Source organism: Paenibacillus glucanolyticus NBRC 15330, assembly GCF_004000885.1.
GTDB lineage: Bacteria > Bacillota > Bacilli > Paenibacillales > Paenibacillaceae > Paenibacillus_AQ > Paenibacillus_AQ glucanolyticus.
The window spans coordinates 172,496-194,517 of record NZ_BIMC01000003.1 but is presented as its reverse complement, the minus strand read 5'-3'; the positions used below and the strand labels follow the sequence as shown (position 1 = coordinate 194,517).

Annotated in this window: 18 protein-coding genes and 1 other annotated feature; of the genes, 8 read left to right on the top strand and 10 right to left on the bottom strand. The window is 50.9% G+C overall.

Going from position 1 to position 22,022, the window contains the following annotated elements:
- Window positions 1-50: 50 nt before the first annotated feature.
- Complete coding sequence (locus tag PGL02S_RS07000) at window positions 51-1,403, bottom strand: aminotransferase-like domain-containing protein (RefSeq protein WP_036640290.1); 1,353 nt, start codon at window positions 1,401-1,403, stop codon at window positions 51-53.
- Between the two features lie 105 nt (window positions 1,404-1,508).
- Here PGL02S_RS07000 and PGL02S_RS06995 point away from each other — a divergent pair, with 105 nt between their 5' ends.
- From PGL02S_RS06995 to PGL02S_RS06985, 3 genes are all read left to right on the top strand, one after another.
- Window positions 1,509-2,108 carry a DJ-1/PfpI family protein gene (locus PGL02S_RS06995; protein ID WP_036640293.1) on the top strand — a complete coding sequence of 200 codons (600 nt, stop codon included), beginning with the start codon at window positions 1,509-1,511 and terminating at the stop codon, window positions 2,106-2,108.
- Between the two features lie 300 nt (window positions 2,109-2,408).
- The gene (locus PGL02S_RS06990; RefSeq protein ID WP_036640295.1) at window positions 2,409-2,972 is read left to right on the top strand and encodes a sigma-70 family RNA polymerase sigma factor; all 564 of its coding nucleotides are present in this window, start codon (window positions 2,409-2,411) and stop codon (window positions 2,970-2,972) included.
- Window positions 2,962-3,465 (top strand): DUF3600 domain-containing protein, encoded by a 504-nt coding sequence (locus PGL02S_RS06985; RefSeq protein WP_036640298.1) that lies wholly within the window; start codon window positions 2,962-2,964, stop codon window positions 3,463-3,465. Before PGL02S_RS06990 ends, PGL02S_RS06985 begins: the two co-directional genes overlap by 11 nt.
- 193 nt (window positions 3,466-3,658) lie before the next feature.
- On the opposite strand, the gene PGL02S_RS06980 is transcribed toward PGL02S_RS06985, so the two are convergent.
- Both PGL02S_RS06980 and PGL02S_RS06975 read right to left on the bottom strand, forming a co-directional pair.
- Window positions 3,659-4,465: a phosphotransferase gene (locus tag PGL02S_RS06980; protein ID WP_036640300.1), complete on the bottom strand. Its 807-nt coding sequence runs from the start codon at window positions 4,463-4,465 to the stop codon at window positions 3,659-3,661.
- A gap of 279 nt (window positions 4,466-4,744) precedes the next feature.
- Window positions 4,745-6,316: a sigma-70 family RNA polymerase sigma factor gene (locus PGL02S_RS06975; protein ID WP_036640302.1), complete on the bottom strand. Its 1,572-nt coding sequence runs from the start codon at window positions 6,314-6,316 to the stop codon at window positions 4,745-4,747.
- Window positions 6,317-6,483: 167 nt separating this feature from the next.
- Window positions 6,484-6,754 (top strand) — a binding site (T-box leader).
- A 48-nt stretch (window positions 6,755-6,802) separates the two neighbouring features.
- On the opposite strand from PGL02S_RS06975, the gene trpS reads away from it, so the two are divergent.
- Window positions 6,803-7,786, top strand: coding sequence for a tryptophan--tRNA ligase (gene trpS / locus PGL02S_RS06970; protein WP_036640304.1), 984 nt, complete (start codon window positions 6,803-6,805; stop codon window positions 7,784-7,786).
- 196 nt (window positions 7,787-7,982) lie between these two features.
- Here the strand turns inward: trpS and PGL02S_RS06965 are convergent, their stop codons facing one another.
- Window positions 7,983-9,032 (bottom strand): NAD(P)/FAD-dependent oxidoreductase, encoded by a 1,050-nt coding sequence (locus PGL02S_RS06965; RefSeq protein WP_036640306.1) that lies wholly within the window; start codon window positions 9,030-9,032, stop codon window positions 7,983-7,985.
- A gap of 323 nt (window positions 9,033-9,355) precedes the next feature.
- Between PGL02S_RS06965 and PGL02S_RS06960 the strand changes: the two genes are divergently transcribed.
- The 4 genes from PGL02S_RS06960 to PGL02S_RS06945 all read left to right on the top strand — a co-directional run bounded on the left by PGL02S_RS06960 (window position 9,356) and on the right by PGL02S_RS06945 (window position 13,209).
- Window positions 9,356-10,228: an ABC transporter ATP-binding protein gene (locus PGL02S_RS06960; RefSeq protein WP_036640309.1), complete on the top strand. Its 873-nt coding sequence runs from the start codon at window positions 9,356-9,358 to the stop codon at window positions 10,226-10,228.
- Entirely contained in the window at window positions 10,182-11,129 is a 948-nt protein-coding gene (locus PGL02S_RS06955; RefSeq protein ID WP_036640310.1) for an iron-hydroxamate ABC transporter substrate-binding protein, read from the top strand. Before PGL02S_RS06960 ends, PGL02S_RS06955 begins: the two co-directional genes overlap by 47 nt.
- A gap of 68 nt (window positions 11,130-11,197) precedes the next feature.
- Entirely contained in the window at window positions 11,198-12,202 is a 1,005-nt protein-coding gene (locus PGL02S_RS06950) for a FecCD family ABC transporter permease (RefSeq protein ID WP_036640312.1), read from the top strand.
- Window positions 12,199-13,209: a FecCD family ABC transporter permease gene (locus tag PGL02S_RS06945; protein ID WP_006207166.1), complete on the top strand. Its 1,011-nt coding sequence runs from the start codon at window positions 12,199-12,201 to the stop codon at window positions 13,207-13,209. Before PGL02S_RS06950 ends, PGL02S_RS06945 begins: the two co-directional genes overlap by 4 nt.
- Before the next feature lie 194 nt (window positions 13,210-13,403).
- Here PGL02S_RS06945 and PGL02S_RS06940 read toward each other — a convergent pair whose 3' ends face one another.
- From PGL02S_RS06940 to PGL02S_RS06915, 6 genes are all read right to left on the bottom strand, one after another.
- Window positions 13,404-14,954 carry a BCCT family transporter gene (locus tag PGL02S_RS06940; protein ID WP_036640610.1) on the bottom strand — a complete coding sequence of 517 codons (1,551 nt, stop codon included), beginning with the start codon at window positions 14,952-14,954 and terminating at the stop codon, window positions 13,404-13,406.
- A 272-nt stretch (window positions 14,955-15,226) separates the two neighbouring features.
- Window positions 15,227-16,204 carry a ring-cleaving dioxygenase gene (locus tag PGL02S_RS06935; protein ID WP_036640315.1) on the bottom strand — a complete coding sequence of 326 codons (978 nt, stop codon included), beginning with the start codon at window positions 16,202-16,204 and terminating at the stop codon, window positions 15,227-15,229.
- Window positions 16,205-16,498: 294 nt separating this feature from the next.
- Window positions 16,499-17,017: a peptide deformylase gene (gene def / locus PGL02S_RS06930; RefSeq protein ID WP_036640316.1), complete on the bottom strand. Its 519-nt coding sequence runs from the start codon at window positions 17,015-17,017 to the stop codon at window positions 16,499-16,501.
- A gap of 4 nt (window positions 17,018-17,021) precedes the next feature.
- Complete coding sequence (locus PGL02S_RS06925) at window positions 17,022-17,264, bottom strand: helix-turn-helix domain-containing protein (protein WP_036640318.1); 243 nt, start codon at window positions 17,262-17,264, stop codon at window positions 17,022-17,024.
- A 249-nt stretch (window positions 17,265-17,513) separates the two neighbouring features.
- Complete coding sequence (locus PGL02S_RS06920; RefSeq protein WP_036640320.1) at window positions 17,514-18,158, bottom strand: class D sortase; 645 nt, start codon at window positions 18,156-18,158, stop codon at window positions 17,514-17,516.
- Between the two features lie 81 nt (window positions 18,159-18,239).
- Window positions 18,240-21,986 (bottom strand): LPXTG cell wall anchor domain-containing protein, encoded by a 3,747-nt coding sequence (locus tag PGL02S_RS06915; RefSeq protein WP_036640322.1) that lies wholly within the window; start codon window positions 21,984-21,986, stop codon window positions 18,240-18,242.
- Window positions 21,987-22,022 lie beyond the last annotated feature (36 nt).

Here is a 22,022-nt window from a genome sequence, read left to right as displayed (position 1 = left end):
TGCCTTTAGTTTGTCTTCATGATGTAAATTCAAATACAGCCCCCCCTCTGTTAACGCACCCTGCGCTCCAAACGCCGGATCTCCTCCTCAATCAAGATAAACCCTGCCTCGATCTGAGGCTTCTCCACGCCGATAATGCATAGCCGAATCCGGTCATTCCGCTGATTCCTCACCAGCAGGTGCTGGTCCACGTTTGTCACCGAAATCCCCTTCTGCTTCAGACGATCCTGCAGTATAGAAGCTTTCACATACTGCGGCAGTTGCAGGGTAATGAACACGCCTGAGGAAGGGCACGTATATTGAATGCCGCTGCCGAAGACACGTGCGCACACTTCGGTAGCATATCGCATCTTCTCTCGGTAATGGTCACGGATTCTGGCGGCATGGCGCCTATACATCCCACTCTTCATGTATAGCTCCAGCGCGCCTTGGGAGAGGATCGGCGACGCTATGTCCGCAGCGTTCTTGTAGTTTATGAACAGGTCCACAAGTCGTTCGGGGAGGATGGCGGCACCCATTCGAATCCCCGGAAGAATCGTCTTGGAGAAACTCTTGATATAAATCACCTGCTTGCCATCGTCCAATGCGTACAATGGATCGGCCTTCGCATCCTCTTCAAGGTCCGCAAGATAATCATCCTCCACGATATAAACACCGTACTTACTCGCAAGCTTCACAATCCGCTTCTTCTGTTCCATCGAATAAGACGTACCGAGCGGATTGAGGAACCTCGGCACCGTGAAGAAGAATTTGATCTGTCCGCTGCCAAAATGGGCCTCCAGCTCTCCCAGGTCAATCCCCTGATCATCCCGCTGGATTCCGATCACCGGACACCCCGCAACATCCGCGGCCGCCAGGAACCCAAAATACGTCGGCTGTTCCACAAGAACTGCCTGCCCCTCCCCCGGAAACGGCATGCGCGTCAGGATCGAGAAGGCCTGCTGAGCGCCTGTCACCACCACGATCTGGCCTGGCTGCGCAAAGATCTGCTGCGCATGGAAGTGCTTTTGCAGCTCATTTCTCAAGGTAGCGATCCCTTGCGGATCGGTGTAACCGAACAGTTCCTCCGTATACAAGGAAATGGCCTGGCGCAGGCAGTGCTCGATCTGCTGGAACGGCAAAAAATTGCCCCTGGGTGTCGTTGAGGCGAAATCGATCGGCCCGCTTTCAGTCCGTGTATGGGAGCGGACCTTCCCCTCTACCAGATAGTACCCGCTCTTGGATACCGCATAGATCACATCTTCGTGTTCCAAGGTCTGATACGCATGAACGACCGTATTGGGACTACACGAGAACATGTGGGCCACGGCCCGGATCGATGGCAGCTTATGACCCGGCCGTATATGACCTTCTTCCACTTCCCGGATCATATACGCAACGATTTGTTCATGCTTCGTATCCATCCCGCTCATCCCCCTGTATTAATACAGTTGCTATAAATGGTCCTTCCATTTTCCGAGCTCATGATTAGAATTAGTTTAACACATTATGAAAGGAAGGTATTTATCATGAAAATGGCTTTCATCCTGTTCCATGGCATGACGGCTCTGGACCTGATCGGCTTCACCGAAGTTATAACCAGGCTCTCCCGCATCCGGCCGGAAGCGGAGGTCTCCTGGGATTACTGCGCGATGACTTCACACATTACCGATGATCGCGGGCTGGAATATGTGATCGGCCGGGTAAAGCCGGATCTTTCCGAATACGAGCTGGTTTTTGTTCCCGGCGGCTTTACCACGCGGAAGCTGCGACAGGATTCCGAGGTAATCGCATGGCTGCAAACGGCCCGGGAAGCAAAACATCTCGTTTCCGTCTGCACCGGATCACTGCTGCTTGGGGCAGCCGGTTTGCTGGAGGGCAAGCGGGCTACCTCCAATGCTTCGGCTTACGATCTTTTGGCACCCTACTGCAAGGAGGTCGTTCAAGCGCGCATCGTGCGGGATGGCCGCCTCATTACAGGCGGAGGGGTGTCTTCATCCATTGATCTCGGCTTCTTCGTGCTTGAAAAGTTGACCGATGCGCCGACCGTGGAGCTCGTAAAATCGGATATGAGCTACCCCTACTACCAGACAGGAACCTCAGCCTCGGTCTATCACGCCAGGATATGACGATGGCCTAATCCCTTCAGGACCCGGGCACCATTCCCCAGTTGTTTGTCCGCTTCTCCTAGTTAGGCAAGCTCGTCATCAGCTTCTCTTTGACCAATCAAGCCTTCCAGAAGCTGTTCCATATTTAATAGATGTGCCAATCCTTCTCTATAATGTGCTTTTCCTCATTATGAAATTTAATGATACACCTGAAGAAATTCCTGAAATAGCGAGTATCGCAAAAAAAGTTTATTCTCTTACTGAACCTTTTTGCCCACGGGAGCGAATTAAGAGTTGTAACAAGTTCAGGAGGGGCCCCTAATGAATGATAAAGAGTTACTTCCGTGGCTTGAAAAAGCGAAGCTCGGCGACGAGTCGGCCTTTCAGCTTGTTTATCAGGCGACTCACCAAGACGTCTATCGGACGGTTGCTTTTCTCATCTACAACAAACAGGACATTGAGGATATCGTGAATGAAGTTTACATGCGCATGTGGCGGTCGATGGACAAGTACGACCCGAACCGGCCATTCCGGTTTTGGTTGCACGGGATCACTGTCCGGCTTGTCCAGGATTGGAAAAGAAAGGCCTGGCGGCGAATTCGTCTCTTTGAACGAAACCGCCAGACGACTTGCGAACCGTTCGACTGGACGGACAACGCTGTCCTGCGGTCCGAAACGCAGCATGAGCTGTTCAGCCTTGTCCGTCAGTTGTCGTACAAACTTCGTGTCGTCGTTATCCTTCGCTATTTTCACGACTATGCTCTGGAAGAAATCGCAGACATGCTGCAAATCCCCGTTGGCACAGTGAAATCCAGGCATCATCTGGCACTGAAAGAACTCCGAAAACGATTCGAGATGACGGGAGGTGACGCATATGTCCATTGACAAGGAATTACGTGAAGAGCTTCGTCAGGTGGCAGATTCGATGCGCTGTCCACCTGAATTGTATGGACGTGTTCAGCAGTCCTACCAACACTATGTGAACGAAAAGAGAGGTAGATCTCCCATGAAAAAACGCATGCTCGCAGGTATTGCCGCAGTAGCCATCCTGATTCCGTCAGCCGTATATGCTTCTTCCTATCTAGCCGATGGTATATTCGGTTCTTCTACAACCATTGAACAGATCGGCGGTACCCAGGAAGATTATCAAGAGATTGAGGAAATGCTTCAAGCAGCAAAAGGCAAACTCACGGAAGATGAATTTAAGGAGTATGTGGAGCTGACCAAGCAGTTGATGCAGTTAAAGCTGAAGATCACCGATAAAAATGGGGTCAAACATGAGGAGAAGCTGACCAAAGAAGAGCAGCAGCAGTTTGAGGAGCTCGCCTCCAAGCTGGCTCCGTACTTCGAGAAGATTAACGGACCCGCCAAGCCGTAAGAAGCAGGGACCCATCCGATGTGGATAGAGTCCCTGTTTTCTTGTCCAGCGAGCCCGGGTCGCAGCCCTTATACGATGGTCTGCTCAAAAAGCCATCTCTTGCACCGTGGAACAGTACCATTACTTTCAGCCGATCGGCATGACTACGCCTTATGGCGCATCTATCCTGGAGATGATCGGCATAACCTGCTTATCAAGCATACGCACGTAACCGATCATCAATAAGCTCCATCAGCCACGCCCGCTCACCGGGAACGTCTTCTCTCAATCTGGCAGCCGCTACCGGCAACATCCAGCGGTGGATATCCTCCCGCTTTGCATGGGACAGGCGGCAGTATTCGTTCAGGTATACTCTATTCCATATCGTACGGGCAGCCCGAAGCGCAGCCGCCATAATCCATGATTGCTGCAACGGGTTAAACGGAGACTGAAACATCAAGGATGTCCTGGCGACATCGCACAGAGGGTTACCGACATTGGCGTTGTTCCAGTCAATCGCCCGGCATCCATCCTCCGTAACCACTATATTGTCCGGATGAAAGTCTCCATGACAGATGGAGTCCCCTTCCGGCAAAGACTCCAGCATCTTGCAGATCGTCTGAGCTTTATCTTGTAAAATGCCGCGGGCATCCATTATGGCATGCTCCAAATTATCTTTTTGCCGCGGAAGTATGGTTGTTGTGCAGCCGTGAGTGGCATGCTGGAGCCGCGCCATATCCCGCGCGCATTTCCTTAACTGGAGCGGGGACGATTGCACCTGATGCAGCATCGAGGACCCTGTAATTCGTTCATATACGAGCCCTGTCCTCCCCTCGAGCTCCACCATGCCAAATACGGCCGGTGCCGGCACGCCGGCTTCCGAAACAATGCGCCCCATCTCCGCCTCATACGTTATCCATTCCGGACGGTACCCTTGGTAGAACAGCTTCAAGGCCTGAAACTCGCCCCATTCGTAGACCTCTGCACTCCTGCCCTTTCCGATCAAGACACCCTTCTCCAAAGCACTTCCTCCATATCTTTATCAGCTTGATTTAGACGTCGAACGCATCACTCATCCCTTGGTTCCCTTCTCCATGGTTATTGCGCACTACCCTTCATATGATGCCATTGTACGATAATCCGGCTGATCTGAATTCCCGCCCCGGTATGAGAACTTACTCCGTCCAGAGACCGAGTTGTTCAAAGTGTGCACAGACAAATCCCATCTGTAAGATCAAGCTAAAAAGGGGCGACCCCACTTGGTATAAACCAAGCGGGATCGTCCCCTTATCATCTGTTATTATGATTCGTCCGGCAGCACAATCGTTTTTTGCTGCGGGTCCCAGCGCCATAGCGGAGCTTTCCCCTGCAGATGCAGGCCGCCAATCCACTTATCGACGATGTTTGTATGCGCGTAGTCCGATTTCCCTGCCAATACATCCCTTCCCAGACTCGTCACCTGAAGCACGCAATCTCGGAAATCGGGAGCCTTCTCCTTGAAATTTGGAAATGATGCTGTGACATCAATGTCCAGCAATGCATGCGGTCCCTCCGTCATCGCGGATAAATAATACCAGAACTCCAGATCACCCATCCCGAGTACATCAAGCTGGTCACCTACCTTCCGAAATAACTCATAAGGTGTGTTGATTCCACCCGCCACAGCCTCTAACGTGGCCTGCTCGATGATCCCGAGCCCGCTGCTCACGGAAGGCAGACGTGACAGGTGAGCTTCAAATGCATCTCTGACAAACGGCAGCGCCGTATTATCGTCCTGCAAGATGCGCTGATGTTCCTGCGGCTGATCCGAAGTGTAGGCTTCCCATACCTTACTTCCCAGCGTTAGCTCCTCATCTCCGATTGTGTGCCATGTACCCGCCAAAGTCTCCAGCTGCGCTGTGCTAAGCTGCCCCAACCCGCGGAACAGCTCGATACCGGGATACGCGCCTATGCACAGCAGGCTAAGCTTCGTATTCCCCAGCGGCCGGTCCTTAAACCAATTCAACAAATAAGACAGCATCGTCTGGTCAAACAGGTCATGCTCAAACCAAAGCACAACTTCATCATATTTTCCAAAATCCTGCAGCTTCCGTTCCTGCAACTCACATGTATCCCAATATTCCTTCTGCGGAATTCCAAGCGTTTGCTCCAGATATTGCGCCCTTGCCTTTCGATTATCGGGCTCATCCATTTGCGGGAATACCGGACCGAACGAGTACAGCTCCCTCCAAACCAGAATATCCCCCTGGGTATTCCCTTGCTTCAGCTTATCCCCGACCGAATCTCCATTTACGATATGCAGCATGCGTTTACCTCCCTCATATAGATCAGAGAACACCGATACAAAGTCGGCAACATGAAGCGTGTTCTTCAGCTTCCGCCGTGCATCAAACAGCCTCTTCTTCAAGGCAGACAAGGACACATCCAAATATTCAGAAATTTCCTGAAGGCTGTAGCCCTGAAAATAATACAGCTGGACCGCAATCCGCATGTTCGATGGCAGATCCGCAATCGTGGCGTGCAGTTGACCGATCATTTCTCTCTTCTCCACGATCGACTCCAAGCTGTACTGATTTACGATGGGCTTCTCAAGCTCATGGAGCGGCAGTGTCCGAAACTGCTTTCGGCGCAGGTATCTGTAGCATTGACGCTCCACGATCACCTTGAACCATCCGGGAAAACGTCTGGGGTCCTGCAGCTTATGGAGATTGCCAAAAGCCTCGGTGAACGCCTCCTGCACCGCATCTTCCGCTAAATAGGGATCCTGTAATTTGTCGTAAGCCACAGCTAACGCCATACCTGTATAATGTTTGACCAATTTTTCATGAGCTTCCGCGATACCCCTCTTGGCATCCTCGATCCACTGGAACACTTTCTTCCGTACCTCCCTTCATCGTGTCTCTATAACGAAGTGCCACTTTGTATGAAAAAGGTTACCTTCCTGGTTGACATTCACATAAGACCTGTGTAATGATTCTGATCAAATCCATCCTGCTTGCTCTTATGCTGAACAGGCGATGGAATTCATGAACAACATACCACACGGCTATGAGAAGAAATAGTAGCTTATTTCCAAGGTTAAAGCGAACCGGCGGTTGGTGCGAGGCCCGGTACCCTGGAATATGTGAATGGATCTTCTCGCTTCAACCCGAACCTCTGAAACGCTTGAGCAGTAGGCCTTGACGGTGCTCCTCCGTTACCTTGGGAGAGATGACAGGAAACAACGAGCAGTCAAGTTCCTATGTCATGCTTAAGTGCGACACTTCAGTCGAATTCGGGTGGTACCGCGGAGTTACACTTCGTCCCATAGGGGGATGAGGTGTTTTTTGTGTTGTTCCAAATCATCAGGAGGTGTGTAATGAATCGATTATTGTCAGGCATCAAACCCAGCGGAGATTTGAATATCGGCGGATACGGAGGCGCCCTTCGCCAGTATGTGAACCTGCAGCATGATTACGAATCCTATTTCTTTGTGCCCGATCTTCATGCGGTAACGGTGTATCAGGATCCTAAGAAGCTGCATAAGCGTACGCGGGACATAGCGGCTCTGTACGTCGCGTCGGGCGTGGATCCCCGTAAAGCGACGATCTTTCTGCAATCGCAGGTCCCTGCCCATGCCGAGCTTAGCTGGCTGCTGGAGACGCAGGCACATTTCGGGGAGTTAAAGCGAATGACCCAATTCAAGGAGAAATCGGAAGGGAAAGATACAGTGAGCTCGGCACTGTTTACGTACCCGGTCCTGATGGCGGCCGATGTGCTCCTCTATCAGGCAACGCATGTGCCTGTCGGCGACGACCAGAAGCAGCATCTGGAGCTGACCCGTGATGTGGCGGAGCGCTTTAATAACCGGTTTGGCAGCACGTTTATAATCCCTGAGCCGATCATTCAGGACATTGGCTCCCGCGTCATGGGATTGGATGATCCATCGAAGAAGATGAGCAAGAGCAATCCCAACAAGAACAGCTGCGTCCACATGATGGATTCGCCGGAGGATATCCGCAGGAAGTTCTCCAAAGCCGTTACCGACTCCGAAGGCGAGGTTCGTCACGATTGGGAGCAGAAGCCTGCTGTCAGCAATCTGATCGAGATTTATTCCGTATTCTCCGAGGAAGATATCTCCGTCATCGAGAAACGATATGAAGGTCAGGGGTATGGCACCTTCAAGAAGGAATTGGCCGAGGTGGTCATTGAGAAGCTGCTTCCGATTCAAGAGAAGTTCCATCAAATTGTGGATTCTTCCGAGCTTGACCGCATCTTGATGGACGGGGCCCAGCGGGCTGCCGAAACCGCCAGCGGAACACTCCTTGCAGCCAAGAAAGCGATGGGTTTTGTCACGTTTTGAAAGAACCGCAGGGCGTCCATTTGTTGACGGTTTCCTTAGGGAATCAGATCAAAGGGCGCCCTGACTCTGATGGCGCAGCTGATCAGCTACGGCCCGTTGATTACTTCAGGGATTATCAAGAACAATAGGGGAACGCAAAAAAAAAAGAAGCTCGGATTCCCTCGCTTCTCTTCTAGTAAAACGGCATGCCTTCGTTCTAATTGATCAATTGCTTCACTAATTCGCGATTTCGTTCCTTAAATACATCATTATGCGAAGAAACCATGGCGTAACTTGTGGCGTCCGGTTCAATGAATTGCTTCGCGCTGTTCACCGCATTCGCTGCATCCTGGAAAGCACCCGCAATCAAGTGCAGCTTCCCGTCAAAATGCAGGATGTCACCTGCGGCATACAGTCCGGGTACGGAGGATTTACAGCTTGCGTTGCCCGCAATATAATAGTCGTCTTTCCGTTCAATCTCGAGCTTGCTGTTCTCCAAGAGCGACATATCCCGTTCGTAGCCATGGTTAATGATGACTTCGTCCACGGCCAGATACGAAACTTCCCCCGTCTCGTTATTGGTCAGTTCCACCCGCTCGATCACCTCATGATTATCGGAAGCAATAAGCTTCGTGATTGATGTATTGAGATGACAGGTCGCCTTACTGTTCATCAACTGCTCCACCTGGGCTTCATGACCCGACAATTCGCCCTTGCGATAGGCCAGGAACACCTTCTCCGCCACAGGCTCCAACTCGTTTGCCCAATCCACCGCCGAATTTCCTCCGCCCGACACGATGACGGTCTTGCCCTTGAAATGCTGCAGGGACTTCACCGTGTAATTCAGGTTCGACACTTCAAACCGCTCTGCTCCTTCAATCTTCAGCTTCTGCGGATTCAGGATGCCTCCGCCGACCGCCACGATAACCGTTCTGGACAGATGCACGCCGGAATGCGCGGTATGTAATTCGAATAGCCCTTCCTCGTTGCGGACAATCGATTCCACTTTCTCGTTTAGCAGCACTTCGGGATTAAACGTCAAGCCTTGCTGAACCATCTGTTCGATCAGCTTCGCGCCCGGAGTCGGCGTCAGCCCTCCGACATCCCATATCATTTTCTCCGGATAGACGTGAACCTTCCCGCCTAGCATGGGTTGATATTCTATAATCTTGGTCTTCATTCCACGCAGTCCACTATAAAAAGCAGAATATAATCCTGCTGGTCCTCCACCAATAACGGTTACATCAAATATCTCATTCCCACTCATGCATTTCACTCCCGGTCTATAGATTAAAAGGCTGTTGTGATCACCTTGTAACGTAAATGATTATCATTATCAATTAGTATACGTTGACTTCCTCTGTTTTACAATCAAACATTTATAAAAAATTCATTTTGTCATAATTTCGCCTATATACAGTCATTCCATAAGACCATAACCTACATGTTGTTATTATTATGAAGAAACATGAATATTATTTGAAATTTCCATTAAGATATTTATTGACAACGGCGCGCCTCCACATTATATTTATGGATGAAATTGAGAATCATTATCGTTTGATTGCTAACTATTCTGGAGGTGACATGATGATTCGCCTAAGTACAGATCGAATAAGCGTCGGCTACGGCGAGAATCTGATATTGAATCGTCTTAATGTAGATATTCCTGATAAAAGAATCACAACTATTATCGGTCCTAACGGCTGCGGCAAGTCTACTCTTTTGAAAGCCGTTACCCGCATTATTCCCTATCAAGCCGGAGCCGCCATTCTCGATGGAGAAGAAATCGCCAAGATGAACACGAAGCTGCTGGCGAAGAAACTCGCAATTCTGCCTCAGACACCCGAAGGGCCAGGCGGACTGACCGTTGGCGAGCTGGTATCTTATGGCCGCTATCCACATCAGCGCGGTTTTGGCCGCTTGTCCAAGCAGGATATGGAAGTCATTGACTGGGCACTGGAGGTTACGGGAACCCAGGAATATAAATATCGCTCGGTGGATGCTCTGTCCGGTGGGCAGCGCCAGCGGGTATGGATTGCGATGGCACTTGCGCAGGAGACCGAGATGATTTTCCTCGACGAGCCGACCACTTATCTGGATATGGCGCATCAGCTTGAAATTCTGGAGCTTCTGGAGAAGCTGAATATCGAGCAGCAGCGTACCATTGTCATGGTTCTGCATGATCTCAACCAGGCTGCAAGATTCGCTGATTACATCATTGCGATGAAAGACGGAGACATCATTCAAGCCGGAGATCCGGAAGAGGTTATCTCCCACGATGTATTAAAGAAAGTATTCCATATCGATGCAGAGATCGGCCGCGATCCCCGCACCGCGAAACCTATATGCATCACATACAATCTATTAAAAGGGGAAAAAGAGAATGTACTCAAAACGGAGCAAAACGACAACTATGAAGAAGCTACTCATCCCGTTTATCGCACTGCTGTTCATTCTTAGCGCTTGCAACAGCAAGCCGGCAGAGACAAGCAGCAGCAATGCAGGAACTACCGAAACACCTAAAGCGGAACAAAAGGAAACTGCAGCGGGAACCATTACATATGAGTCCGAGAACGGACCCATCGAGGTGCCGGCCAATCCGCAGCGTGTCATTGTGTTATCCGCGTTCACAGGCAACCTGATTGCGCTGAACGTCAATCTTGTCGGGGTTGATTCCTGGTCTAAAGACAATCCGGCATTTGCGGATAAAATCAAGGATGCTATGGAAGTCAGCGACGAAAGTCTGGAGAAAATCATTGAGCTTGATCCCGACCTGATCATCGGTCTCTCCAATATCAAGAACGTCGACAAACTCAAGGAGATTGCGCCAACTGTTACCTATACCTACAACAAAGTGGATTATCTGACCCAGCATCTGGAGATCGGAAAGCTGGTTAACAAGGAGAAAGAGGCGCAAGCCTGGATCGACGATTTCAAACAACGCGCCCAAAAAGCCGGTGAGGATATCCGTGCTAAAATCGGTGAGGATGCCACGGTTTCCGTCATCGAGAATTTTGAAAAGCAAATTTATGTATTCGGCGATAACTGGGGCCGCGGTACCGAAATTCTCTACGGGGAAATGAAGCTGAAAATGCCTGAGAAGGTAAAAGAAATGGCATTGAAAGACGGCTACTATGCGCTGTCCGCAGAAGTACTGCGGGAGTTTGCAGGCGACTACGTGATCTTCAGTAAAACCCCTGGGGCGGATAGCTCTTTCCAGGAGACCGAAACATACAAACAAATACCGGCTGTGAAGAATGGCCACGTATTCGAAGCTGATGCGACACGGTTCTATTTTAACGATGCTACTACGCTCGACTACCAACTGGATTTCTTTATTGAACATTTTCTGGGCAGCTAACATATGAATCTGCCATGGGCCAGACTAACTACGAGTTATTCAAACTTTAAAATGAAAAGATGATTCTCATGCCAACAAAACGGTCTATTCCTTTTTCTCTTAAATTGATCGCAGGCATCATCGTATTCATTGGCATGTTTGTCATTGCGATGGTGTTCGGTGCGGCTGAAACCACCATCAAGGATGTGTGGTTTGCCCTTACCACCTCAATGCAAGGCGAGAAATTATCCATCCTTCGGGAAATTCGCCTGCCCCGTGAGGTTGCTGCCATTCTGGTAGGAGCCTCGCTTGCGGTCTCCGGCGCCATCATGCAGGGAATCACGCGCAATCCGCTGGCTGACCCCGGTCTGTTAGGCCTTACCAGCGGAGCAAATGCGGCTCTGGCTTTTACGTTGGCCTTCATTCCTGCCGCCAATTATTTCGGCATTATGGTGGCCTGCTTCATTGGATCGGCGGTTGGAGCTGTCATGGTCTTCGGAATCGGAGCCATGCGAAGAGGCGGTTTCTCTCCCCTGCAGATGGTGTTGGCCGGTTCAGCTGTCTCGGCATTTTTGTACGCCATCGCAGAAGGCATCGGTATTTATTTTAAAATATCCAAAGATATATCCATGTGGACGGCAGGCGGCGTAATCGGCACGTCATGGGGTCAGCTTCAGACGATATTTCCGTTTATTCTAATAGGCATTGTCATCGCCATCGTATTATCCAGACAGCTGACCATCCTCAGCTTGAGCGAAGAAGTCGCTGTCGGCTTGGGGCAAAATATCGCAGCCATCAAACTCATTCTGTTTGTGGTGATTGTCCTCCTGGCAGGAACGTCCGTAGCATTGGTAGGGAATCTGGCCTTCCTCGGCCTCATGATTCCCCATATCGTCCGTGGTATCGTTGGAACCGATTACCGCCACGTGATTCCGATGTCGGCAACGGTTGGGGCCATCTTCATGCTGTTTGCTGACACGGTTGGCCGGACGCTGCATGCTCCTTATGAGACGCCGGTTGCAGCCCTGATTGCTATTATGGGATTGCCCTTCTTCCTGTTCATAGTGCATAAAGGAGGGCGTGGAATAACATGATTCATCCATCCTTAGTAAGAAAGCAGCGGATAACGTTTATTGCCCTGTTCGTGCTGACACTGCTGACCATCCTGATCGGGCTTGGTCTGGGTTATTCGTCCGTCAGCTATGACCGGATTCTGCCGACCCTGTTCGGTCAGGGCAGCTTCAAAGAAAAGTTCATTATCTTTGATGTTCGTCTGCCGCGCATGATCATCACGCTGCTGGCAGGGATGGCACTTGCGCTCTCCGGTGCTATTCTGCAGAACATTACCCGCAACGACCTCGCCGATCCCGGCATTATCGGGATTAACTCCGGCGCTGGGGTAGGGGTAGCCGTGTTCTTCTTGTTCTTCCCGATTGAAGCTGGTTCCTTTATATACATGCTGCCGCTTGCCGCATTTATCGGTGCCGTGCTGACCGCGGTGTGTATCTACCTGTTCTCATTCCGAAAAGGCCAAGGCCTGCAGCCCGTTAAACTGGTGCTTACCGGCGTCGGGTTCTCCATGGCGCTTTCGGGTGTCATGATTGTACTCACTTCATCCGCTGAACGAACCAAGGTCGATTTTATAGCCAAATGGTTAGCGGGTGGTATATGGGGTACCGATTGGCCCTTCATTGCTGCGCTACTGCCATGGCTGATTATCCTGGTTCCCTTCACGCTGTACAAAGCGCAGCGCATGAACTTGCTGGGATTAAGCGACCCCGTAGGCATCGGGGTGGGCGTGTCCATCGAGAAGGAACGCATTGTGCTGCTTCTGGCGGCTGTAGCTCTTGCAGCATCTGCCGTGTCTGTGACGGGCGGCATTACGTTCATTGGGCTCATGGGTCCGCATATCGCCAAAGCGCTCGTAGGTCCGCGGAATCAGCTCTACATTCCGATTGCGGTATTGATTGGCGGCTGGCTGCTGCTGCTTGCAGACACGATCGGGCGCAATATCGTAGATCCTGACGGCATCGCCGCCGGGATCATGGTTGCCATCATCGGTGCGCCGTATTTTGTATATTTGCTGCTCAAGAAAAAATAACAGGTTTTCCTGTTGGTTTTCCCAAAGCCTTTATTCGCTCCCCGCGGGTGTAATAAAGGCTTTTTTTGCAGTACGACCGTTGTGGTCCATGCCGAACCTATATCTTCAGCAACAAAATAAAAGGGAACACTGCATGAGTGCCCCTTATGGTAAACCGTAAAGTATCTGTTCCCGCTGCTTACGACGGTTTCTTCTCACTTCTTGCCCTTGTTCGCAGCCTCCTCCAGATGACGGAACCGTTTGAGATCGGCCTTCCGAATCGGAAGCGGTTCACGGCGCAGCAGCTTCACGATCGCAATAATGAGAAGCAGCAGCAGCACCGTGAATGGCAGTGCTGCGATCAGCGAAGCCGTCTGCAAGGCTTCCAATCCACCGGCGTAGAGCAGCACGCCGGCAATTGCTGCCATGAGTGTGCCCCACACGATTTTTGCAATTTGAGGAGGGTTCAGGCTGCCGTAAGTCGTCATGCTGGATAAGATATAGGTCGCTGAATCCGCTGAAGTCACCAGGAAGGTCAGAATCAAGATAATCGCGAGCACATTCATCACAGACGAGAAGGGCAACTGGTTAAACAGCTGGAATAAAGCGGAGGTGACATCCGCATTGACGGCCGCCGCAATCCCTGTATTCTCGTGCAGATCAAACCAAATTGCCGTCCCGCCGAAGACAGCAATCCAGAGACAGGCAATGACGGGCGGCACGACCATCACACCCACAATGAATTCCCGAATGGTTCTTCCCTTGGAAACTCTGGCTACGAAGGCTCCCACATATGGCGACCAGGCAATGGCCCACGCCCAGTAAAAGATCGTCCATTCCCGTACCCATGTCCCTTCCGCATAAGGTTGGAGCCTCAAGCTGTACGACACAAAATTCGAAATATAATCCCCGATTGCCAGCGTAAACGTTTCTAGTATGAATACAGAGGGTCCGGTAATAAATACAAACAATAAAAGGACAAGTGCCATCGCGAGGTTCAGATTGCTTAAATACTTAATGCCCTTGTCCAGTCCCGTAGTCGAAGAGATCATATACGCTACAAAAATAATCCCCAGCACGATCAATTGCAGACCGACCCCATTGTTAATTCCCATAATGGAGTTTAAGCCGCCGCTCATTTGCAGCACGCCCAGTCCAATAGAGGTAGCTATCCCCATGACTGTAGCGATAACGGCCAGAATATCAATCGTATTCTTCACGCCCCGTTTGGTGCCGGTGACAGGTTCAAGTGCCGTAGAGACCAGCCCGTCCTTCTGCTTGCGAAATTGGAGAAAAGCGATGACAAGACCAACCAGGGCGAAGACGGACCACTGACTGATTCCCCAATGAAAAAAGGAATAGCCCATAGCCACACGCGCGGCCTCCACGCCCTCTGCTTCCACGCCTGCAAAGGGTGTATTAAAGAAATGGCTCATCGGTTCGGCAACACCCCAGAATACCAGCCCCACCCCGAAACCGGCGGAGAACAGCATGCCGATCCAGGTAAAGAACGGATAATCCGGCTTTTCCTTGTCTCCGCCTAAACGAATCGTGCCATATTTGCTTGCCGCAACCCAAATTAGAAAGATGATGATGATGAATATCGAGAGCAAATAGAACCAACCGAAACTATTGGTTGTGAATCTAAAAAGATACCCTGCTACTTCCCCGAATGCCCCCGGTCTAATAGCCCCCAGAATAGCCAAAACCGCAATGATTACGGCCGATATCGAAAATACAACGTTTTTAAACAAACTTCCTTTCACACGCTCCACCTCAGCCAATTCGTTATGAATTCCTATACAGTATTTGTTTTTAAACCAGAATTGATGTGCTTAATCGGTAAATTGGCTTGTTGCAGGGAATTGTCATCTACAGGGAGATCGTGAGACAACAGCCCGGCGGTGGCTGGTTGTACATCGTATCGTGGATCTTCCACTCAGGTTAAATGTGATGGCATGAATATAGTCGTTACATAAAAAAAAGCAATCCGCCGCTTGTTATAAACAAGCCGGATTGCTTCTTGGACTCACGATATTTATTCCTTCACGAATTCCTTCGTGCTGCGCACCGTGTCAATCTGACGAACCATGCCCTCAATCTGCTCGCGCTTCGATTCCAGGAATGGAGGCAGGGACAATTTCTCGCCCAGCGTCTCATACGGCTCATCCCCCATGAAGCCCGGACCGTCGGTTGCGAATTCAAACAGAATCTGCGGGGCCACCCGTGCGTACAGGGACTGGAAGAAGAAGCGGTCCACGAAGCCCGATGTATGGAACTGGAAGTCGTCCAGACGCTTGATCCAGTGCTCCAGCACCGATCGGTCCTCTACCCGGAAGGCAGCGTGATGAACGGTTCCGAAACCCTGCTGCGCTCTTGGAAGAACCGCATTATACTCAACCACCACCTGAGCGCCATTGCCGCCTTCACCAACCTCAAACAGATGAAGCGAGCCTTCCTTGGCAATTTCCGTAAACTGCAGCACGTTCTCCATCACTTCCTTGAAGGGATCGAAGCTGGATACCCGCACAAAGACCGGGCCAAGTCCGGTAATGGCGTGTTCCAGCGGGATCGGTCCATTCTGCCATGGCGTTCCAGAAGCCACGCCTGCATTGTTCTCATCGGAGATGAGTTGATACTGCTGATCATCAAAATCAACAAAAGCAAGTGTTTTCTTGCCAAACAGCTCTTGAATGCCTTGGTGCTTCACATCCGTCCGGTCAAAACGCTGAACCCAATATTCCAAAGCCGCATCATTAGGAACCCGAAATGAGGTTTTGTAAATCTCGTCTGTGCCATGTCTTCCTTTTGGAATACCCGGGAAATCAAAGAAGGTCATATCCGTTCCCGCACTCCCCTTATCATCGGCGAAGAACAAATGGTACGTCCGAATATCATCCTGATTGACCGTCTTCTTCACCAAACGCATCCCCAGAACATAAGTGAAGAACTCATAGTTCTTCTCAGCACTGCTTGTAATCGCTGTTACGTGGTGAATTCCTTTTAATCCATTCATGTTTAAATTCCTCCATCTCATATCATAAATTGTTTGCACGACTATCTTGAATTATTACTTCGATTTAATATATCTTTAATTTAAGATAATAATATCATGATATTCCTGGTTCGTCAATCCCTTCAAGAATTCGAAAATTTGTCGATATCAAAAAAAGGATCGTAAAACAACACATCGCAAAAACGGTCGGAGAGGCTCCGGCCGTTTTTTTGTTATACACATTGTGCGCACATGAGTAGTCGGGGACATGCTTGGATCGCTGTCGACCATCATTAGGCAGCCTTCATGATTGCGCTACGTACCTGTATTGGATAACCCAATAACAGGGAACAACTCGACGCGCCGATGAGTCTCCTCATGGTATAGCCATCCATCCCGAACATGGTCCACAAAAAGCAGTCCATTAAGATGGTCGATCTCATGCTGTATACACCTCGCCAGGTAATCCTCACCCTCCAGGATGATCGTCTCTCCCTGCCGATTCAGGGTCTTCACCTTAACGTGATGGGCTCTTTGCACATACCCGTAATATCCTGGATAAGATAGACAAGCTTCCGGGCCCACCTGCTCACCGTTCATCTCCACAATTTCAGGATTAATAAGTTCAATCAACCCTTCACCGCAGTCCATAACAATAAGTCTTCGCAAAATACCGATTTGTGGTGCGGCAAGGCCGGCACGGCCAGCGCTGTCATACAACGTTTCCGCCATATCATCGAGTATCTTTAATGCCCTCGCATTCACGGGATCAACAGGCCGCGCGACTTTTCGCAGAATGGGATCGCCGAATGGCACTATAGCTTTTACTGTCATCCATTTATGCCCCCTTTGTTTTAGAAGGAGGTGTATGCACCCATAAGTCCCCTGGAGTACACTCTAAGGTTGTGCACAGGGCATCTAACGTCTCTGCCTTCATCTGCCTGGGCTGGCTCGTCAGCAATGCACTAATGGAAGCCGCTGAAAGACTGTAATCGGCCTTCTCTTTCATCAGCCTCGCTAACGCAGCTCCCGACCATATCCCTCTCTTTGCCATAACGTTTCGTAGCATCCATTCGAGCAAAGGGTCCCCCTCCATTCCACACACAATATTAGTTCACACCTTATTTTATTAGGTGTCACCTAATATTACAAACTATTTTCCTGCTAATATAGAGGCATAATCTCAAGAAGAGCAGCACTGGGTTCAATCGCCCAAAAACAAACGGAAAGGGACTTCCCCAAAATCATACAGATTTCCCGGAAGCCCCTTAAGGTCTCATCTCACTTCATATACCGCAGCACTTCTTGCAGATCTGCGACAATCAATCTGCTAGCCTGATACCCGTTCAGCCTGGACGATAAGACGATGCGTCGCCTCGTAAAGAGGGTCGCAAGTAATCAGCGTAAGCCTCTGTTCATCAGGGTTGCCTTCCAATACGGACACATCCGTTGGTTCCACAATCGAGATCTGATCCACGCGATAAACCAACTCGCGTCCTGCTGTCATAACAATGATCTCATCACCGTATGTGAGCTCATTCAACCGATTAAATAGCCGCCCGGTCTTATGGGCACGATGGGCAGCAATGGCTGCATTCCCGGTGTGGCCGAGCTTCGCCGTACCCGTAACGCGAGCCGCTGCATTTTTCATGTTAGACTGGGTTGCCCCTTCAAGAATGGGCAGCTCCAGATCCAGCTTATCAATTCGAATAATGCCGATGGGCGATCCGGCTTCATAATCAGCAGGCTCCTCTTGTCCGGAAGCAGCCATCTCTCCCTCGTCCAGGATGCGAGACAATTCCATGTACTGATAAGCAGCGGAATCTTGTACAGAACGCTGCTCAGCTTCGACCTCTAATCGCGCGGCTTCCCTCAGCAATTCCTTCTGCTGGCGGTCCCCATTCCAATCGCGAAGGATTGGATATAAGAACACGAGAAGCCCAACCACGATAAGAGCAATTGAGAGTTTTCTCATTCTATCCGTCCTTCCCTATGGATGAATTAACATTCAAAATCCCCCTCTCCATGCATCAGCAGGAGAAGGGGATTTCATCCATTATTGACGCTTATTGCGCAGACGACTCAAGAAGAAACCTGCGAGCATAAGTGCAAGCCCTCCGAATTGGAGCGGATGCGGATTGCTCTCTCCTGTTTTCGGAAGCATGGCGGCCCCGCTGTCCGGTTTGGTTTCATCAACCGGATCGGCGCTATTCGCATCATGCTCCGTCGGTGGAGCCGGCTTATCTTCCGGCTTGGATATCTCATTACTAACCAAAGCGCCCTCTTCCGGTTCCTCTACAGGAATCGGTTCTGGATCAACTTCGCCCGGAACTGCCGGGTCAACAGGATGGGCTGGCTTGTCCACCCCATCGTGATCACCGGGCGATACAATCTCCCCGGGGACGGTCGGCGTCCCATTATCGGAATGACCTCCCGGTGATGGGCCAGGGCTGCCCGGATTAGGGCCAGGGCTGCCCGGATCGGGACCGGGGTTACCTGGATCAGGACCCGGGGTGCCCGGATCGGGACCAGGGGTGCCTGGATCAGGGCCGGGGTTGCCCGGATCGGGACCAGGGGTGCCTGGATCAGGGCCGGGGTTGCCCGGATCGGGACCGGGGTTACCCGGATCGGGACCAGGGGTGCCCGGATCAGGGCCCGGGTTACCTGGATCAGGACCAGGGGTGCCTGGATCGGGGCCGGGGTTACCCGGATCGGGACCAGGGGTGCCTGGATCAGGGCCGGGTGGAACGCTTTTTTTGCTGTTCGTGATGGTGATTCGCTTGATGTTGCCTGTCTGTTTAATGCTTGAATCGATCGTAACCGTAGTCGTCGCCTGATCGATCACATACCCTTGCGGAGCAGCCGTCTCTTCCAGAACATATTGGCCATACAGCAATTTTGTAAACAACACCTTGCCGTCCGCATCGGTTGTCAGTGTCACGGCTGGTCGCTTGCCCTCTTGGTCTCGAAGAACGAAGACGGCTCCTTCCAGGGCAAGAGCAGCATCATCCTTATCGACTTTCAGGACCTCCAGACTGCCGCGGACCCCGGAGCCGGTGCCGGAGCCTGAAGACATGCGTACTTCGATCTCCTGTGTAGTCTCACGGATACCGGTTGTAATACCAAGCCCCTCAAAGGAGACGCTATTGCCCACCTTTTCTCTGTCTGCCGCATCAATCAGTGTTTCATACTCCACAATATAAGCCTTATCAATCGGGTTCTTGAAGCGAAGCACGAAGTATTCGGTCGCTCCATAGATGAATTCCAGCGTGTAGTCCTGGTCACGCACTAACTCGGCTGCCTTGGAAACCGCACCATTCGCGGCAACAGTGGTTGCGTAGACGTGGAACGAATCTTCCACCAGGATGAGATTGCTTGTGGGCTCATCCATAATCGTGGCTTCTTCCACATAAGATTGACCGCGGTTAACATAGACGGTCCACTTCAGCTTCTCACCGTTCTGCACGCCGTTCTTGAATACATATTCGCCACCTTGCGGAATGCTCACCTTGGCCGTCCACTCCGCCAGCTTGCTTGTGCCATCAAGAAAAATGCCTGTATTCGACACTTCGCTTGCAATGACCTCTCCGTCTAACGTGGTTTTGAACACAATCTGATAAGGGCTGTTGATAGCGTTCTTGAACGCTACCCGCAGCTCGTTGCCATTAGCTTCATCCGGAAACACCGCATCATACAGGATCGGGTCTACGAGATCTCCCCGAGTTGTCCCGTTAGCAGCGCCCGTCAGTTTCATTTCATATACGAGAAGCGACCCTGGAACAAACTTCTGATTCTGCAGCAGCTTATCGGTGAAGACGGCTTGTGCCACTTCTTTTTTATTATAATTTGCCCGGATGGTCCAGGAGATCTCCTTGGTTCGCGGATTGTATGCACCGCTCTTGTCCCCGTTGGCCTTCGTTAAATTATCGGGGCTCAGCACAGCGTCCTTTGTTATCGTCTTGTTCTGGGTACCTTCAAGCCAAGCCAGATGAGCCCGGTTACGGAACTCGGACTTGGTCTTATCGATTTTCCAATCGTTGTTGAAAGTCGTGGTGTACGTCACCTTCAAAGTCTCGTTGAACGTCTGATGGAAGGTAACCGTGAAGCCTTTCTTAGGCTCGTCTTCCTTCGCCGTATACCAGGAGGGATCAACCGCACTTCCATCTGCGTGGAGCACCTTCAGCGTACCGGCAACCAGCTCTAACCCGCCATTCGGGAACGTATCGGTCAGTACCACCGAGTCCATATCGAACTGGTCTTCGTTGAGGCTGATTTCCCATGTTGTCGTTTTGGCGTTGTAATCCACCGCTCTGTTGTACTTCTTGAGGATAACAGCCTCATGCTTCTGGCTAGCCGTCTTCGTTACGCCATTGGCCTTAACCGTATTTACCACAGTCTCATCCGTATAGATGCGATCATCGGTTTTGGTCCTATAGGTGATGATATAGCCGGAATCGATATCACTTTGGAAGGACAGATCAAATCCGTTCTTCCCATTATCATTCTGTACAGGTGTCAGGATATAATCGGTTCCCTCAACCAGCTCCGCGCCTCCGGTTCCGGCATGTCTTACCTTAAATGAGCCGGATTCCAGCTCCTGAGTCCCGTTGAAGCGGTCTGCCAGAACGGCATCCTGCCGGGAAATCTCTTTTTCACGGAAATTGTATTCGATACTCCAGCCGATCGTCCGGGTGCCCTTGTCATAGCTGGCAACCTTCTTTGTCAACAGCTCTCCGCGATCGATTGTCACCGTGGCGTTCACCGTTTGGTCCGGCATTCCGCTCCCCGATAATGCAGCGTTATTCGTGAAACTCGTCTCATCGCCCTTGCCTACTGCCGTCGTATATTCCACGCGATAAGCCGATGTGATCTTCTGGTCAAAAGCAATCGTGAATGCAGAAGGCCCTGTATTCAGGCTGAACCCTGCCGTCACCTCCGCTCCGCGTACCGTGCTTCCATCAATATTGACGTCCAGCTTGTATACCTTCACAGAGCTCTCATCCAGGGTTAACCCTGCTGGAATCTGATCCTGTATGACCGCTAAGTCAATCGGATGCAGGATGGTGTTCGCATCGATCCTCCAAAGGATGCTCGACGCTTGATTGGCTTGTCCCTTCTTGTCCAGATGGGAGCCTTTTGCCGGTTTGATATACAGGATAGCCACTTGCTCTCCGTCCCGGATCGGGAATGGGATTCGTACTTCCGTGCTGCCCTTAACGGTCTCCTTGCTAATCTCGGTGAGGAATTCCAGCGTCCCCCGTACCTCGGAGTTGTTAACCTGATCATTAAAGGTCATCACCACATGGCCGCTCGTCGATACAGAGAACGTCCCCACATCGCCGCCATCGGCAAGGAGACTCCCGTTAAAGCTGTTATAAATTTTGAAGGCGCCCGGAATGTCGAATTCAAAGGTCGAGCCGTCGACGTAATCATGCCCATTCGGCAGCTCCCATTCATACGACAAGCTCACGTCCGAGCCAAGCTCAATACGCTCTCCCAGATCCGGATTGTATACCGAATCAATGACCGTACCGTTCTTGTCCTTAATCGTAACCTTCGTCAGAATGCTCTGTCCTGCGCCTGCGTTCGCCCCTTGCGTCTGGCCCGGATCTTGATATACCGCATCCGTTACCGAATCCGCAGGTCCATTCCCGTTGCCCGGATCCAAGGGATCCACCGACACAACCGGATCAGCTGGTGCAGCCCATGCACGACCCGAATCATAAAAACCTGCACCCGTACCGAACATCCCCTGAAACAGCAGCAGGAGTGCCAGTACCAGAATGCTTCCTTTCTTCCACATCGTATAGATCCACCTCTTTGTATGATTTCATCTGTT

Excerpts from the sequence above, each read along its gene's own strand:
- PGL02S_RS07000 (WP_036640290.1), bottom strand. The coding sequence starts at position 1,403 with ATGGATACGAAGCATGAACAAATCGTTGCGTATATGATCCGGGAAGTG.
- PGL02S_RS06995 (WP_036640293.1), top strand. The coding sequence starts at position 1,509 with ATGAAAATGGCTTTCATCCTGTTCCATGGCATGACGGCTCTGGACCTG.
- PGL02S_RS06990 (WP_036640295.1), top strand. The coding sequence starts at position 2,409 with ATGAATGATAAAGAGTTACTTCCGTGGCTTGAAAAAGCGAAGCTCGGC.
- PGL02S_RS06985 (WP_036640298.1), top strand. The coding sequence starts at position 2,962 with ATGTCCATTGACAAGGAATTACGTGAAGAGCTTCGTCAGGTGGCAGAT.
- trpS (WP_036640304.1), top strand. The coding sequence starts at position 6,803 with ATGAATCGATTATTGTCAGGCATCAAACCCAGCGGAGATTTGAATATC.
- PGL02S_RS06965 (WP_036640306.1), bottom strand. The coding sequence starts at position 9,032 with ATGAGTGGGAATGAGATATTTGATGTAACCGTTATTGGTGGAGGACCA.
- PGL02S_RS06960 (WP_036640309.1), top strand. The coding sequence starts at position 9,356 with ATGATTCGCCTAAGTACAGATCGAATAAGCGTCGGCTACGGCGAGAAT.
- PGL02S_RS06955 (WP_036640310.1), top strand. The coding sequence starts at position 10,182 with ATGAAGAAGCTACTCATCCCGTTTATCGCACTGCTGTTCATTCTTAGC.
- PGL02S_RS06950 (WP_036640312.1), top strand. The coding sequence starts at position 11,198 with ATGCCAACAAAACGGTCTATTCCTTTTTCTCTTAAATTGATCGCAGGC.
- PGL02S_RS06945 (WP_006207166.1), top strand. The coding sequence starts at position 12,199 with ATGATTCATCCATCCTTAGTAAGAAAGCAGCGGATAACGTTTATTGCC.
- PGL02S_RS06935 (WP_036640315.1), bottom strand. The coding sequence starts at position 16,204 with ATGAATGGATTAAAAGGAATTCACCACGTAACAGCGATTACAAGCAGT.
- def (WP_036640316.1), bottom strand. The coding sequence starts at position 17,017 with ATGACAGTAAAAGCTATAGTGCCATTCGGCGATCCCATTCTGCGAAAA.
- PGL02S_RS06920 (WP_036640320.1), bottom strand. The coding sequence starts at position 18,158 with ATGAGAAAACTCTCAATTGCTCTTATCGTGGTTGGGCTTCTCGTGTTC.
- PGL02S_RS06915 (WP_036640322.1), bottom strand. The coding sequence starts at position 21,986 with ATGTGGAAGAAAGGAAGCATTCTGGTACTGGCACTCCTGCTGCTGTTT.